The sequence below is a fragment of the Pseudonocardia sp. C8 genome (assembly GCF_014267175.1).
Taxonomy (GTDB): domain Bacteria; phylum Actinomycetota; class Actinomycetes; order Mycobacteriales; family Pseudonocardiaceae; genus Pseudonocardia.
In genome coordinates, this window is sequence record NZ_JACMTR010000002.1 from 2,521,310 (window position 1) to 2,534,076 (window position 12,767).

11 protein-coding genes are annotated in these 12,767 nt (G+C 70.8%); 8 read left to right on the forward strand and 3 right to left on the reverse strand.

All coding sequences use genetic code 11. The features are described 5' to 3' along the window. Nucleotides 1-58 precede the first annotated feature (58 nt). Together H7X46_RS12375 and H7X46_RS12380 are read left to right on the forward strand one after the other, a co-directional pair. On the forward strand, nt 59-1,210 hold the full coding sequence (locus tag H7X46_RS12375; protein ID WP_222131288.1) for an acyl-CoA dehydrogenase family protein: 1,152 nt from the start codon (nt 59-61) through the stop codon (nt 1,208-1,210). Continuing rightward, nucleotides 1,207-2,049: an enoyl-CoA hydratase gene (locus tag H7X46_RS12380; RefSeq protein ID WP_186359549.1), complete on the forward strand. Its 843-nt coding sequence runs from the start codon at nt 1,207-1,209 to the stop codon at nt 2,047-2,049. Before H7X46_RS12375 ends, H7X46_RS12380 begins: the two co-directional genes overlap by 4 nt. 75 nt (nt 2,050-2,124) lie before the next feature. On the opposite strand, the gene H7X46_RS12385 is transcribed toward H7X46_RS12380, so the two are convergent. Then, a complete protein-coding gene (locus tag H7X46_RS12385) occupies nt 2,125-3,516 on the reverse strand; it encodes an SLC13 family permease (RefSeq protein WP_186359550.1) in 1,392 nt (463 codons plus the stop codon). A 252-nt stretch (nt 3,517-3,768) separates the two neighbouring features. Between H7X46_RS12385 and H7X46_RS12390 the strand changes: the two genes are divergently transcribed. From H7X46_RS12390 to H7X46_RS12400, 3 genes are all read left to right on the forward strand, one after another. Next, nucleotides 3,769-4,242, forward strand: a complete 474-nt coding sequence (locus tag H7X46_RS12390) for an Lrp/AsnC family transcriptional regulator (protein ID WP_370588724.1) — start codon at nt 3,769-3,771, stop codon at nt 4,240-4,242. A gap of 188 nt (nt 4,243-4,430) precedes the next feature. Next, nucleotides 4,431-5,660 (forward strand): CoA transferase, encoded by a 1,230-nt coding sequence (locus tag H7X46_RS12395; protein WP_186359551.1) that lies wholly within the window; start codon nt 4,431-4,433, stop codon nt 5,658-5,660. Further along, nucleotides 5,660-6,526 carry a hydroxymethylglutaryl-CoA lyase gene (locus H7X46_RS12400; RefSeq protein ID WP_186359552.1) on the forward strand — a complete coding sequence of 289 codons (867 nt, stop codon included), beginning with the start codon at nt 5,660-5,662 and terminating at the stop codon, nt 6,524-6,526. The genes H7X46_RS12395 and H7X46_RS12400 overlap by 1 nt, the downstream gene beginning before the upstream one ends. A gap of 94 nt (nt 6,527-6,620) precedes the next feature. On the opposite strand, the gene H7X46_RS12405 is transcribed toward H7X46_RS12400, so the two are convergent. Continuing rightward, complete coding sequence (locus tag H7X46_RS12405) at nt 6,621-8,231, reverse strand: class I adenylate-forming enzyme family protein (RefSeq protein ID WP_370588725.1); 1,611 nt, start codon at nt 8,229-8,231, stop codon at nt 6,621-6,623. 134 nt (nt 8,232-8,365) lie between these two features. Here H7X46_RS12405 and H7X46_RS12410 point away from each other — a divergent pair, with 134 nt between their 5' ends. The 3 genes from H7X46_RS12410 (at nt 8,366) to H7X46_RS12420 (ending at nt 12,054) form a co-directional block, all read left to right on the forward strand. Beyond that, a complete protein-coding gene (locus H7X46_RS12410; RefSeq protein WP_222131289.1) occupies nt 8,366-9,250 on the forward strand; it encodes a TetR family transcriptional regulator in 885 nt (294 codons plus the stop codon). 172 nt (nt 9,251-9,422) lie between these two features. Continuing rightward, the gene (locus H7X46_RS12415; RefSeq protein WP_186359554.1) at nt 9,423-10,388 is read left to right on the forward strand and encodes a cyclase family protein; all 966 of its coding nucleotides are present in this window, start codon (nt 9,423-9,425) and stop codon (nt 10,386-10,388) included. A gap of 10 nt (nt 10,389-10,398) precedes the next feature. Continuing rightward, the gene (locus H7X46_RS12420; RefSeq protein WP_186359555.1) at nt 10,399-12,054 is read left to right on the forward strand and encodes a class I adenylate-forming enzyme family protein; all 1,656 of its coding nucleotides are present in this window, start codon (nt 10,399-10,401) and stop codon (nt 12,052-12,054) included. 91 nt (nt 12,055-12,145) lie between these two features. Here H7X46_RS12420 and H7X46_RS12425 read toward each other — a convergent pair whose 3' ends face one another. Beyond that, a complete protein-coding gene (locus H7X46_RS12425) occupies nt 12,146-12,709 on the reverse strand; it encodes a TetR/AcrR family transcriptional regulator (protein ID WP_370588726.1) in 564 nt (187 codons plus the stop codon). Nucleotides 12,710-12,767: the final 58 nt, after the last annotated feature.

A 12,767-nucleotide genomic window follows, 5' to 3' on the forward strand; every position in this document is an offset into this window, starting at 1 on the left:
GCGAACAAAGTGTCATGATCACTGATTAGTGGAGATTTACATGTCGCATGGCAAGTGGATGACGGAAGAGCGCCGGGCGCTGCACGACCTGGCGTATCGGTTCGCCGAGGAGGCCGGCGTACCCGCCGTGGACCGGTGGCGGGCACAGCAACGCGTCGACCGGAGCTTCTGGACCGCCGCGGGCACGCACGGGCTGCTGTGTTGCGGCGTGCCGGAGTCCGACGGTGGGGGAGGCGGGAGCGTGCTCGACGACTTCGTCGTGCTCGATGCCTTCGTCCGCGCCGGGGTCACACCCGCCCCGATGCAGGTCCACAACGTCGTCGTGCCGCACTACATCGTGCGGCACGGCACCGCCGAGCAGCGCCGGCGCTGGCTCCCGGAGATGGCCGCCGGCCGGATGATCGGGGCGCTGGCGATGACCGAGCCCGACACCGGTTCCGACGTCCAGGCCATCCGCACCCGGGCGGTCCGCTCCGGCGACCACTACGTCCTCACCGGTGCCAAGACCTTCATCACCAACGGCGCCACCGCCGACCTCGTGCTCGTGGCGGCCACCACCGACCCCGCGGCCCGTGGACGGGGGATCTCGCTGTTCGCGGTCGAGACGAAGGACTGCGCCGGCTTCCAGGTCGGGCGGGTGCTGCACAAGATGGGACAGCACGAGTCCGACACGGCCGAGCTCGTGCTCGACGAGGTCCGGGTGCCGGTCGGACATCGGCTCGGTGCCGAGGGCGAGGGCTTCGCGATGCTGATGGGGCAGCTGCCCCAGGAACGGCTGATCGTCGCGGTCACCGCGACCGCGGCGATCGAACATGCCGTGGACCTGGCGACCCGCTACGTCAACGAGCGGTACGCCTTCGGCAAGCCGCTCATCGCCCAGCAGCACGTGCGTTTCGAGATCGCCGAGTGCGCGACGCACGCCCGCGTGGCGCGGGCCTTCCTCGACGACTGCATCCACCGCCTGGAGGCCGGCACGCTCGACGACGTCACCGTGTCCATGGCCAAGTGGTGGTTCAGCGAGCTGGAGGGCCGGGTCGTCGACCGATGCCTGCAGCTCTTCGGCGGCTACGGCTACATGGACGAGTACCCGATCTCCCGGATGTACACGGCCGCCCGGGCGCAACGCATCTACGGCGGCACCAACGAGATCATGAAGGAGATCGTGGGGCGCAGCCTCGTCACCTCCGACACCGCAGGAGCCGTTCGATGACCCAGCAGGACGACGCCCCCCGGATCCGTACCGAGCACCCGGCACCGGACATCGCCCGGATCCGTCTCGCCCGCCCGGCGAAGCGCAACGCACAGGACCCGGCCCTGCTGTACCAGCTCGACGCCGCGCTGGCGGCCGCGGCCGCCGACACCCGGGTCCGGGTGATCATCCTGGCCGCCGACGGCCCCGACTTCTCGTCGGGACACGACCTCGCCGCGCCGTTCGAGCTCCCGGGGCCACCGACGGCAACCCTCGAGGGCGACTTCGACGCCCCCGGGGTCGAGGGGCATCTCGCCTTCGAGTGCGAGGCGTTCCTCGGCCTGTGCCGGCGCTGGCGGGAGCTCCCGAAGCCGACGATCGCGCAGGTCCAGGGACGGGTGATCGCCGGAGGCCTGATGCTCGTCTGGCCGATGGACCTCATCGTCGCCGCGAACGACGCCACCTTCGCCGATCCGGTCGCGGCGTTCGGCGTCAACGGTGCCGAGTACTTCGTGCACGCCTTCGAGGTCGGGGCACGCCGGGCCAAGGAACTGCTGTTCACCGGCGAGCCGATCACGGCCGAGGAGGCGCACGCCATGGGAATGGTCAACAAGGTGGTCGATCCGGGCGAGCTCGAGAACGCGACCCTCGAGCTCGCCACCCGGATCGCCGCCCGGCCGGCTTTCGGGCTCCGCCTGGCCAAGACCAGCGTCAACCGGTCCCAGGACGCGCAAGGCATGCAGCAGGCGGTCGACACCGCCTTCGCCCTCCACAACCTCGGCCACGCGAACAACCTCGCCCGGTTCGGGACGATCATCGACACGTCGGCGATCGAGCACGTCCGCCGGCCGGGGCGGTGAGCAGGCCCGAAGGGGGAACGGCAGCGGGACCGGCCCGCACGTGCGGGCCGGTCCCGAGCGAGCGCCTTCGGACGGTCAGGCGGTCGGCAGGATGACGGTGAGGAACGCCAGCACCGGCGCGACGACGACGATCATCAGGCAGTAGCGCAGCAGTCGCTGCTGGAACGCGTTCCGGTCGGCGACCTGGGCGTTGGCCAGCACGATCGCCCCGTTGCTGGAGAACGGGCTGACGTCGACGACGACCGTGCAGAAGGCGATCGCGGCGACGAACCCGATGACGCCGAGCTCACCGGCGAGCAGCATGGGCGCGGCGAGGGGGAACACGATGCCCAGCGTCCCGATGGACGAGCCGATCGCGGAGATGATGCCGACCGCGAGGCAGAGCAGGAGCGCGGTCAGCAGTGGCGACCCGAGGCTGGCCGCGGCGTCCCCCAGGAACTGCAGCGTGCCGTTCTCCTCCAGCACGCTCATGTAGGTCAGCATGCCGCACACCAGGACGACGACCGACCAGCTGACGTTGTTCATGGCGGCCTTGTGCCGGTTCGGCGCGGCCATCAGCAGCACCGCCGAGATGCACATCGACCCGATGCCCACGTCCACTCCGAACACCGCGGCGCTGAGCAGCAGGCCCAGCATGCCGAGCAGGGTGAGGATCCGGATGGGGGTCAGTCCGGGCGTCTCACCCTCCGCGTCGTTGGCACGCACCGGCGGCGACACCACGACTGCGGCCGGAGCGGCGACCGCGCCGCCGCCCGCGCTGCCGGACGGCACGGTGCCCAGCTGGTCGGTACGCGTGCCACCGGCCGCCGAACCCGGGTCGGTGGTGGTGTCCGCGTCCGCCTCGACCGGGCCGTCGATCGTGCCACCGTCCTTGCGCAGCAGGTCGCGGCCGCGGGTGAAGAACAGGACCAGCGCGAGGAAGACGTTGAGCGCCAGCGGGATGAAGAACAGCGCGGTCGGGTTGGTGGGGAGCCCGGTGTCGGCGAGCCAGCCGGTGGTGAACGCGCCGTAGACGGTGATGGGGGAGAAGGCCGTCCCCAACGCGCCGTGGCTGATCATCATGCCCATCAGCAGTGGATCGATCTTGTACTTCTTCGCGATCGGCATCGCGATCGGTGCGAGCATGCCCACGGCCATCACACTGCCGAGCGCCATCAGCGTTCCGGCGAGGCCGAACATGACCCACACGATCGCCCAGCGTTTGCCCCGGACCAGCGTGAGCAGGGCCTTCACGACGAGGTCGATGGTGCCGTTGACCCGGGCGATGCCGAACAGCAGGGTGATGCCGACGACGATCAGGAACAGGTTGCCGGGGAAGAACCCGACGATGTCGTCGAGAGCCATGTGCGAGACCCAGCCGCCGACGATGAAGGCGGCGGCGAAGGCCAGGACGCCCATGTTGACCGGGGTGACGGTCGCGACGGTGAAGAGGGCGACCAGGGCGAGTATGGAGACGGCATAGGTCATCGATGACCACTCCCGGGTGTGAGCCCGCAGCGTCGCGGGCGTAACGGGCAGTCGGGCAGGATCGAGCAGCCGCGGATCGGCGCGGGTGTCGAGCTGTGCAGCTGGCCGATGAGACTACGAGTTCGCTCCTAGATTGGCCAAGAAGCTCGCAGAATCTTGCGCACTGTGCTCAAATCCACGTGAGTCAGGCGGGTTTGGGGTAGGCCGTTGGCCCCGATACCGCCCCGGAACAGCGTGGATGGAGCGGACGCCGTGGTGGTGAAGAAGGCGGAGCTGGAGATGCTCCGCATGATGATCGAAGCACCCCGTGTCGGGGTCCGGGAGTGGGCGAGGCGACTGGGCATCGCCCGCGGGACCGCGCAGGCGCGGGTCAAGCGCCTGGAGGACGCCGGGGTCATCCGTTCCTACCGGCCGGTGCTGTCGAACGTCGCGCTGGGCATGCCGGTGCTCGCCTACGTGCGGGTCAACGTCAGCCAGGATCGGCTCGAGGACACCTTCACCGACCTCGAACAGATCCCCGAGCTGATCGAGCTCAACTCGGTCGCGGGCGACGTCGACCTCGTCTGCCGGGTCGTCGCGCGCGATCTGGAGCACCTGGAGGCGCTGTTGCAGCGCATCATCCGGACCAAGGGCGTGCGCCAGACCCGCAGCGAGATCGTGCTGCGTCGCCGCTTCGGAACCCGTGTCGGGCCACTGGTCGACTCGCTCATCGCGGAGGCGGACTGACCCCGGCGACGGCGCGGAACCTGAGCCAGGTGCACGGTCGGGCCCGGCATCCTGCCCCGGCTACTTGAGCACTGTGCCCAGCGAATGATGAGTTGTTTGACCGTGTAGCGGGTCGCTGGCTCTACTGGTTGGGCGATTGGCTCCCAAGGGTGTGAACGCCGTGCTCACCGGTGAGAAGCGAGGTACATGTGTCGGATCTCAGCGCGAACGTCCCTGCTCCTCTCGAGGGCGTACGAGTGCTGGAGCTCGGGAACTTCATCGCCGCGCCGTTCGCCGCGCGGATCTTCGCCGACTTCGGCGCCGAGGTCATCAAGATCGAACGTCCGGACTCCGGGGACGAGCTCCGCGGCTGGCGGCTCGGCCGCGGGTCGACGTCGATGATGTTCCGCACGATGGCCCGCAACAAGAAGTCGGTGACCCTCGACCTGCGCACCGACCAGGGCCGCGAGCTCGCCCTCGACCTCGTCCGCCACTGTGACGTGATCATCGAGAACTTCCGCCCGGGGACCCTCGAACGGTGGGCGCTCGGGCCGGACGAGCTGACCGCGGTCAACCCGGACGTCGTGCTGGTGCGGATCTCCGGCTACGGCCAGACCGGCCCCTACAAGGACCGGGCCGGCTTCGGTGGCGTCGCGGAGGCCTTCGGCGGGCTGCGTCACGTCACCGGTCATCCCGACCGCGAGCCGGTGCGTCCGGGCGCCGCGATCGGCGACTCCGTTGCGGGCCTCTACGGCACCATCGGTGCCCTGATGCTGTTGCTGGCCAAGAAGAACGGGCAACCCCACCACGGTCCCCGCGTCGCGGACGTCGCCCTGTACGAGTCGGTGTTCATGATCATGGACTCGCTCGTACCGGACCTCGACGCCTACGACACCGTGCGCCAGCGCACGGCCGGTCCGCTTCCCGGCGTGGTCCCCAGCGGCAACTACCCGACCGCCGACGGCCAGTCGATCATGATTGCGGGCAACGCCGATCGCGCCTTCTCCCGGCTCATGGTCGCGATCGGGCGTCAGGACCTCGCCGATGACCCGACCCTCGCCGGCGGTCCTGCCCGTGCCCGGCGGGCCGACGAGATCGACGACGCGATCACCGCGTGGACGCGCACCTTGTCCGCCGCCGCCGCCGTCGACGTCCTCGCCGAGGCGGGCGTCCCGGCCGGTCCCATCCTCGACGCGGAGGCGATCGCCCGCGACCGCCACTACCGGGCCCGCGACATGGTGCGACCGGCCAAGGTCGTCGTGGAGGACGAGCCGGAGGAGATCCGGTTCCCCGGGGTCGTCCCCCGGCTTCCCGGCTCTCCCGGTGACGTCCGCTGGGTCGGTCCCGAACTCGGCGAACACACCGACCAGGTCCTCCACGAGCTCCTCGACCTCAGCGCCGACCAGCTCGACGACCACCGGGCACGTGGAGTCATCTGATGCAGATCACGATCAACGAGGTCGTCCTGCGCGACGGCCTGCAGGACGAACCCGTCGTCGTCTCCGTCGCCGACCGGGTCCGCATCGCCGAGTCGCTGCTCGCCGCGGGCCTGCGCCACCTCGAGGTCGCCTCCTTCGTCAACCCGGCCCGGGTCCCCCAGATGGCGGGTGCGGCCGAGCTCGTCGCGGCACTTCCGGACCGGCCCGACGCGCGCTTCAGCGCCATCGCCCTCAACCGGCGCGGAGTCGAACGCGCCGCCGCGGCCGGCGTGCGCGACATCGTCCTGGTCGCCTCCGCGAGCGAAGGGCACAGCAGGGCCAACGCCGGTCGCGACGTCGTCAGCGCCCTCGCCGAGATGGCCGCCGTCGCCGCCGGGTACCCCGGCATCCGGTTCGCCGGAGCGGTCTCGACCGCGTTCGTCTGTCCCTTCGACGGGGAGATGCCTCCTGGGCGGATCGTCGAGGTCGCCTCGGCGTTCGACGCCATCGGACTGAGCCGGCTCGCGCTGGCCGACACCCTCGGCATCGCCGAACCCGGGCAGGTCGCCCGCACCGTCGCCGCCGTCCGCGAGGCGCTCCCGGACACCCCGCTCGCCCTGCACCTGCACGATGCGCACGGCCGGGCGCTCGAGACCGTCGACGCCGCCATCGACCTCGGTGTCGCGCGTTTCGACTCCGCTGCCGGTGGTTACGGCGGCTGCCCGTTCGCGCCCGGTGCGCACGGCAACCTCGCCACGGAGACACTCGTCGCGCACCTGGAGAAGCGGGGGGTGGGGACCGGGGTCGATCTCGGCCGTCTCCGCCGTGCGACGGACCTCGTCCGGGAGGCCATCGCCGGGAGCAGTCCCGTGCCGCAGCCGGCCTGAGCCAGTTGACGCTGGGGGTGATCGGGCGGCCGGTTCGAGCTGACCACGACTGTCGGTGCTCGTCAGGACCGTGGTCGTCGAGGGGTGTCCCCGGTCAGGGGCGACGGAGGGCCCGGCGCATGACCTTGCCGGTGGCCGTGCGCGGCAGGGCGTTGACGATCTCGACCTCCCGCGGGTACTTGTAGGCGGCCATCCGCCGGCGGCAGTAGTCGATCAGGTCGATCTCGGTGGCGGTGCACCCCGGCCGGAGGGCGACGTAGGCCCGGGTGGACTGGCCCCGGTAGTCGTCCGGGATCGCGACGACGGCGGCCTCGCGCACGGCCGCGTGCGTGGTGAGAACCTGCTCGACCTCGTGCGGCCAGATCTTGTACCCGGCGGCGTTGATCAGGTCGGTGCTGCGGTCGACGACGTAGAACCAGCCGTGCTCGTCCATGAAGCCCACGTCGCCGGTGCGCATGCCGGCCCCGGTGAACACGGTGGCGGTCTCCTCCGGGCGTCGCCAGTACCCGGGTGCGATCTGCGGTCCCGACGTGATCAGCTCGCCGATCTCGCCGATCGGGAGCGGGCGGCCGTCGTCGTCGACGACGGTCACGGCGGTGTCGGACACGGGGAGTCCGACCGAGAGGGTTCCGGTGTCGGCGTGGACGGGCGCGCGGACCCCCGGGGGGACCATGTGGGTGGGTGAGCACGACTCGGTCTGGCCGTAGATGTTGTGGATGTAGCCGCCGAGTGCGGCCTCGAGCCGGTCGGCCACCTCGGGGAGCAGCGGTGAGCCGCCCGAGTAGCGCAGGCGCAGCGACCGGAGGTCCTCGGGGGTGGTCCCGGGCTCGTCGGCGAGCGCGATGTAGGCGGTGATGGGTGCGACCGCGAACGACGGCCTGCGCTCCCGGACCGCGTCGCGCACGACACCGGGGTGGAAGCGGTGGGTGAGGACCAGGGGAGAGCGGAGGAGGAAGGCGAGGAGCACGGCGCCGACGAGGCCGGTGACGTGGAAGACCGGCGCCATCGCGAGGACCGGTTCGCCGCTGCGGAGCCCGGTCCAGTCGCGGTAGGTCTGGGCGTTGAACGCGAGACCGCCGTGGGTCAGCATCGCCGCCTTGGGTTCACCCGTCGTGCCCGACGTCGGGGCGAGCACGGCGACGTCGTGGGCGGCGGGCGGACGGTACGGCAGGGGCGTTCCCGAGTACGCGGCGACGAGCGCGTCGAGGTCGAGCGTGTCCGCGGGCCGCCGCCGGGCGGCGCCGTCGAAGAGGCGTCGGTCGGTGCGTGTCCGGCCGTCGAGGGGGGAGCAGGTGATGACGGTGCGGACGTCGGTGTCACCCGCGGCGAGGACCTCCCGGATCACGTCCTCGTAGAGGTCGTCGAGCGCGAGGAGCGCGGCCGGCGCGTGGTCCTGCAGGGCGGACCGGAGCTCGCGTTTCTTGCTCATCGGGCTGATCAGCGACGCGATGCCGCCGGCCTTCCACGCCGCGACGAGCCCGACCACGAAGGCGGGGTCGTTCTGCAGGCAGAGGGCGAGCCGGTCACCCGGTGCGAACCCCCGCGCGCGGAGGAGCGCGGCCACGGCGTCCGAGGCCCGGTCGATGTCCGCCCAGCTGGACGTGGCGTCGAAGTAGTGCACCGCCGGGGCGTCCGGCGCGGACCTCGCCGCGGCGGTGAACATCGCGAGCACCGAGTCGTGCTCGCGACGCAGGGTCCGGCTCACGTGCGGGGGGTACCGCGCCGACCAGGGACGGCGGTCGTAGACGTTCATGACCTGCGACGGGCGGGAGGATCGGCGGTGACGGGTCCCACGGATCGGCAGTGTACGGGCCCGGACCGGCCCGTATGATGTTCAGCGTGGCTGAACCATCGGCAGGGGGAGCTGCGGTCCGCGCGGCCCGCCGGCGCGCCGGGGTCACGCTGCGTCAGCTGGCCGCGGACCTGGGTGTCAGCATCGGGACGATGAGCGCGATCGAGAACGACAAGGTCGGGCTCACGGTCGAACGCCTCCAGCAGATCGCCCACTGCCTGGGTGTGCCCGCAGGTCGCCTGCTCGAGCCGCAGGATCGCGCCGACGCGGACCCGGCCGTTCCCGCACCGGAGACGGGGCCGGGGGAGTGGCGGACGTTCGCCGGGCTCGATCTCGATCCGGTGCTCGCCTCGGCGGTGGAGGTCCTCAACGAGACCGGATACCACGGTGCGACGATGCGGGTCATCGCCACCGGCGCGGACATCAGCGTCCCCGGGGTCTACCACCACTACCCGAGCAAGCAGCACATCCTGGTGGCGCTGCTCGACCTGGCACTGCGGGATCTCGAATGGCGGGTCGTGGCCGCCGGACGTGAGGTGGACGATCCGGTCGACCGCTTCGCCCTCATGGTGGAGGCGCTGACGCTCTTCCACGCGGAGCGCGCCGAGCTCGCCTCGCTCGTCCTGTCGGAGATCCGCAGCGTCGAGGAGCCGAACCGTGGCCGGCTGGTCGCGGTCCAGCGCCGTGTCCGGGACGCGCTCGAGGAGGCGGCGTCCCGCGCGGTCCGGATGGGACGGTTCGCCGTGCAGGACGTGCGGACGACCACGAGGGCGATCACGACGATGTGCCTGGCGTTGCCGTACTGGCTCCCGGAGTCGGCCGAGGCCGACGAGCTGGGGTCGGCGCAGCTCGCCCGCCGCTACTCCGGTCTGGCCCTGGACATGATGCGGCTCGTCCCGCACCGCGAGACCTCAGATTTTCAGTTGAGCTGAAATTACCGCCCGTGTCGCTGGGTCGTCCTCTGGTCGTCGACCCGCTGAGACGAGGAGATGGGCAGGTGGAACGGTCGGGTTGACGCGACGTCGTCTCCTCTGCATCATCCTGAACACCTACCGAGCGAGCGCTCTGGTGCTCGATCGGAACTTCAGCGTAGAAGGAGACGGCATGCCCGACGCGCCCACGATGCGAGAGCTCCTCGGTGACGACGCCCCGAGCAACTGGGGCAGGTGGGGCCCCGAGGACGAGGTCGGGTGCCTGAACTACCTCGACGCCGCGCAGGTGCTGCGCGGGGCCCAGCACATCCGGTCCGGCGAGGTGTTCCCGTTGCAGGCGCCGATGGGGCACCCGCACGGTGACCCGGTGTTCCCGGGCCGGGAGAGCATCAACCGCACCAACGTCCTCGACGAGTCCTCCTGGGACGACGGGCAGGACGGTGCGCCCGCGTTTCCCGGCGGGCTGCACTACGCCGACGACAAGGCCGAGATCTTCCTGCAGGGGTCGACGCAGTACGACGCGCTGGGCCACGTCTGGTACGACGGCAAGATCTGGAACGGCTACGACGCGCGGTCCACGGTCGACGGTCTGAAGAAGGCCTCGGTGCAGGCCATCGCCGAGCGTGGGGTCGTCGGCCGCGGCGTGCTGATCGACATGGCCCGCCATCGCGGAAAGCAGTGGCTCGACAAGGGCGAGACGTTCGACCACGACGACCTGGAGCAGGCCGCCAAGGCCCAGGGCGTGGAGCTCGGGCAGCGGGACATCCTGCTGATCCGCACCGGGTTCCTGTCCTACTTCTACTCGGTTCCGGCCGAGGAATTCTACGCCGACTTCGTCGAACCCGGGCTGACCTACTCCCGCGAGCTGGTCGAGTGGTTCGCCGATCGGGAGATCCCGAACCTGGTCACCGACACCATCGCCAACGAGGTCACCAAGGACCCGGTCTCCGGGGTGATGCTGCCGCTGCACTGCGCGCTCATGCGCAACCTCGGGGTGGTGCTCACCGAGATCGTCGCGCTGGACAAGTTGGCGGAGGCGTGCGCCGCCGACGGGCGCTGGGACTTCCTCTACACCGCTGCCCCGCTGAACGTCGTCGAGGGCACAGGTGCCCCGGTGAACCCCGTCGTGATCCGCTGAGGACGGACCCATGAGCGTCTACGACGACAAGCCGTGGCTCGCGCGCTACGACCCCGGACAGCCGGCCGGGATCGAGCCCGAGTTCGACACGGCGCTGGCGATGTTCCGGGCGACGGTGGCCCGCACCCCGGACACCGACGCGATCCGCTACCTCGACGGCCGGATCACCTTCGCCGAACTCGACCGGCTCACCGACGCGTTCGCGGCCGGCCTGGCGGGCGAGGGGTTCACGGCCGGGGAGCGGGTCGCCATCTACATGCAGAACGTCCCGCAGTTCGTCATCGCCCAGATCGGGGCCTGGAAGGCCGGCGGCATCGCGGTGTCGATCAATCCGATGAACCGGGAGCGGGAGCTGACCGAGCTGCTCACCGACTCCGGTGCGACCGTGCTGGTGGCCCTGCAGGCGCTGTACCGGGACGTGGCGGCGACGGTCGTGCCGGGCACCGCCGTGCGCACGGTGATCACGACCTCCGAGCTGGACTTCCAGTCCCGCAACGAGCCTGCCGTCTTCCCGGGGGTGGAACGCATCGAGTGTCCCGGCACGCTCGACCTCGTCGAGCTGCTCGACCGGCACGCGGGCGCCGCCCCGCCCCAGGTGTCGCTCGGCCCGGACGACGTGGCCTTCCTGACGTACACCTCCGGCACCACCGGCCCGCCCAAGGGGGCGATGACCACCCACCGCAACGTGGTCTTCAATGCCCAGAGCTACCGGGACTGGATCGGCATCGGCCCGGACGACGTCGTCCTCGGCGTCGCGCCGCTGTTCCACATCACCGGCCTGGTCGGCCACATCGCGATCTCGCTGCTCGCCGGGGCGCCACTGGTGCTGATGTACCGGCTCGACCCGGCACTGACCATCGACACCGTCGACGCGGAGAAGGCGACCTTCACGGTCGGGTCGATCACGGTGTTCATCGCGTTGATGAACGCCCCGAACGCCGACAGGTCCAAGCTGGCCTCGCTCACCAAGATCTACTCGGGCGGGGCACCGATCCCGCCGAGCACGGTCGACGCCTTCCGGGACACCTTCGGGCACTACATCCACAACATCTACGGGCTGACGGAGACGACCTCCCCGTCGCACGCGGTCCCGGCCCACGCCACGGCCCCGGTCGACCCGGACTCCGGCGCCCTGTCGGTCGGCGTGCCGATCTACGACACGATCGTGCGGATCGTGGACGAGGACGGCAACGAGGTGCCCCCGGGCACGGTGGGCGAGCTGGTCACCGAGGGCCCGCAGGTCGTCGCCGGCTACTGGAACAAGCCGGACGAGACGGCGAACGCCCTGCCCGGCGGCGCCCTGCACACGGGCGATGTCGGCTACATGGACGAGCAGGGCTGGTTCTACATCGTCGACCGGAAGAAGGACCAGATCAACGCCGGTGGCTACAAGATCTGGCCCCGCGAGGTCGAGGACGTGCTCTACGAGCACCCGGCCGTCCGGGAGGCCGCCGTGGTGGGCGTGCCGGACGAGTACCGGGGGGAGACGGTGAAGGCATTCGTCTCCCTCAGGGGCGGGGCCACCGCGACCCCGGAGGAGATCATCGCGTTCACCAGGGAACGGATGGCCGCGTACAAGTACCCGCGGCGGCTCGAGATCCTCGACGAGATCCCGAAGACCGTGAGCGGCAAGGTCCTGCGACGGGAGCTGCGGACCCGCGCCTGATCGCGGACCCGGTGCCGGTCGCGCCCCGATCCGGGGCGGGGCCGGCACCGCCGGGACGGACCGGTCGTGCCGTCCTGCCGCCGAACAGGGGTCATCCCGCGCCGACCAGACGGAGCGCGAACTCAACCTGGGCCCAGGCGACCTCGTTCTCGGTCGGTCCGGAGCCCTCCCGGAACCAGACCGCGACACCCATGCCGAGGTCGAGCAGGGCGTAGGAGGCGAGGAGGGGGTCGGTGACCCGGAACGCGCCGCGTTGGACGCCGTCGGCGATCAGTGTGTGGAAGCGTTGCTGGTAGGTCGCACGCAGGCCGAGGATCTCGGAGCGGCCGGGCTCGGTCAGGCTGCGCAGCTCGCGGTTCCCGACGAAGGCCTCGACCCGGTGCCGGGCGTGGAAGCGGACGTGCGCGTCGACCGCCCGCCGGAGCCGTTCCACGGGGTCGTCCACTCCGGAGACCGCGGCGTCGTGGTCGCGCAGCAGCGCGGTCATGGTCGCGTGGATCACCGAGGCGAGCAGGTCCTGTTTGGAGCGGACGTGCTTGTACAGGCTCGGCCCGCGCATGCCGACGGCCGTGCCGATGTCGGCCATCGTGGTCGCCTCGTAGCCGTGCCGGGCGAACCGTTCCAGCGCGGCCGCCCGGATCTCCGCCTCCCGCACGGTCGACGAGTCTATAGCCAGGACTGTGATCCGTGCGTCGTGCCCTTGCATTGATCTG

Excerpts from the sequence above, each read along its gene's own strand:
- H7X46_RS12375 (WP_222131288.1), top strand. The coding sequence starts at position 59 with ATGACGGAAGAGCGCCGGGCGCTGCACGACCTGGCGTATCGGTTCGCC.
- H7X46_RS12380 (WP_186359549.1), top strand. The coding sequence starts at position 1,207 with ATGACCCAGCAGGACGACGCCCCCCGGATCCGTACCGAGCACCCGGCA.
- H7X46_RS12385 (WP_186359550.1), bottom strand. The coding sequence starts at position 3,516 with ATGACCTATGCCGTCTCCATACTCGCCCTGGTCGCCCTCTTCACCGTC.
- H7X46_RS12400 (WP_186359552.1), top strand. The coding sequence starts at position 5,660 with ATGCAGATCACGATCAACGAGGTCGTCCTGCGCGACGGCCTGCAGGAC.
- H7X46_RS12415 (WP_186359554.1), top strand. The coding sequence starts at position 9,423 with ATGCCCGACGCGCCCACGATGCGAGAGCTCCTCGGTGACGACGCCCCG.
- H7X46_RS12420 (WP_186359555.1), top strand. The coding sequence starts at position 10,399 with ATGAGCGTCTACGACGACAAGCCGTGGCTCGCGCGCTACGACCCCGGA.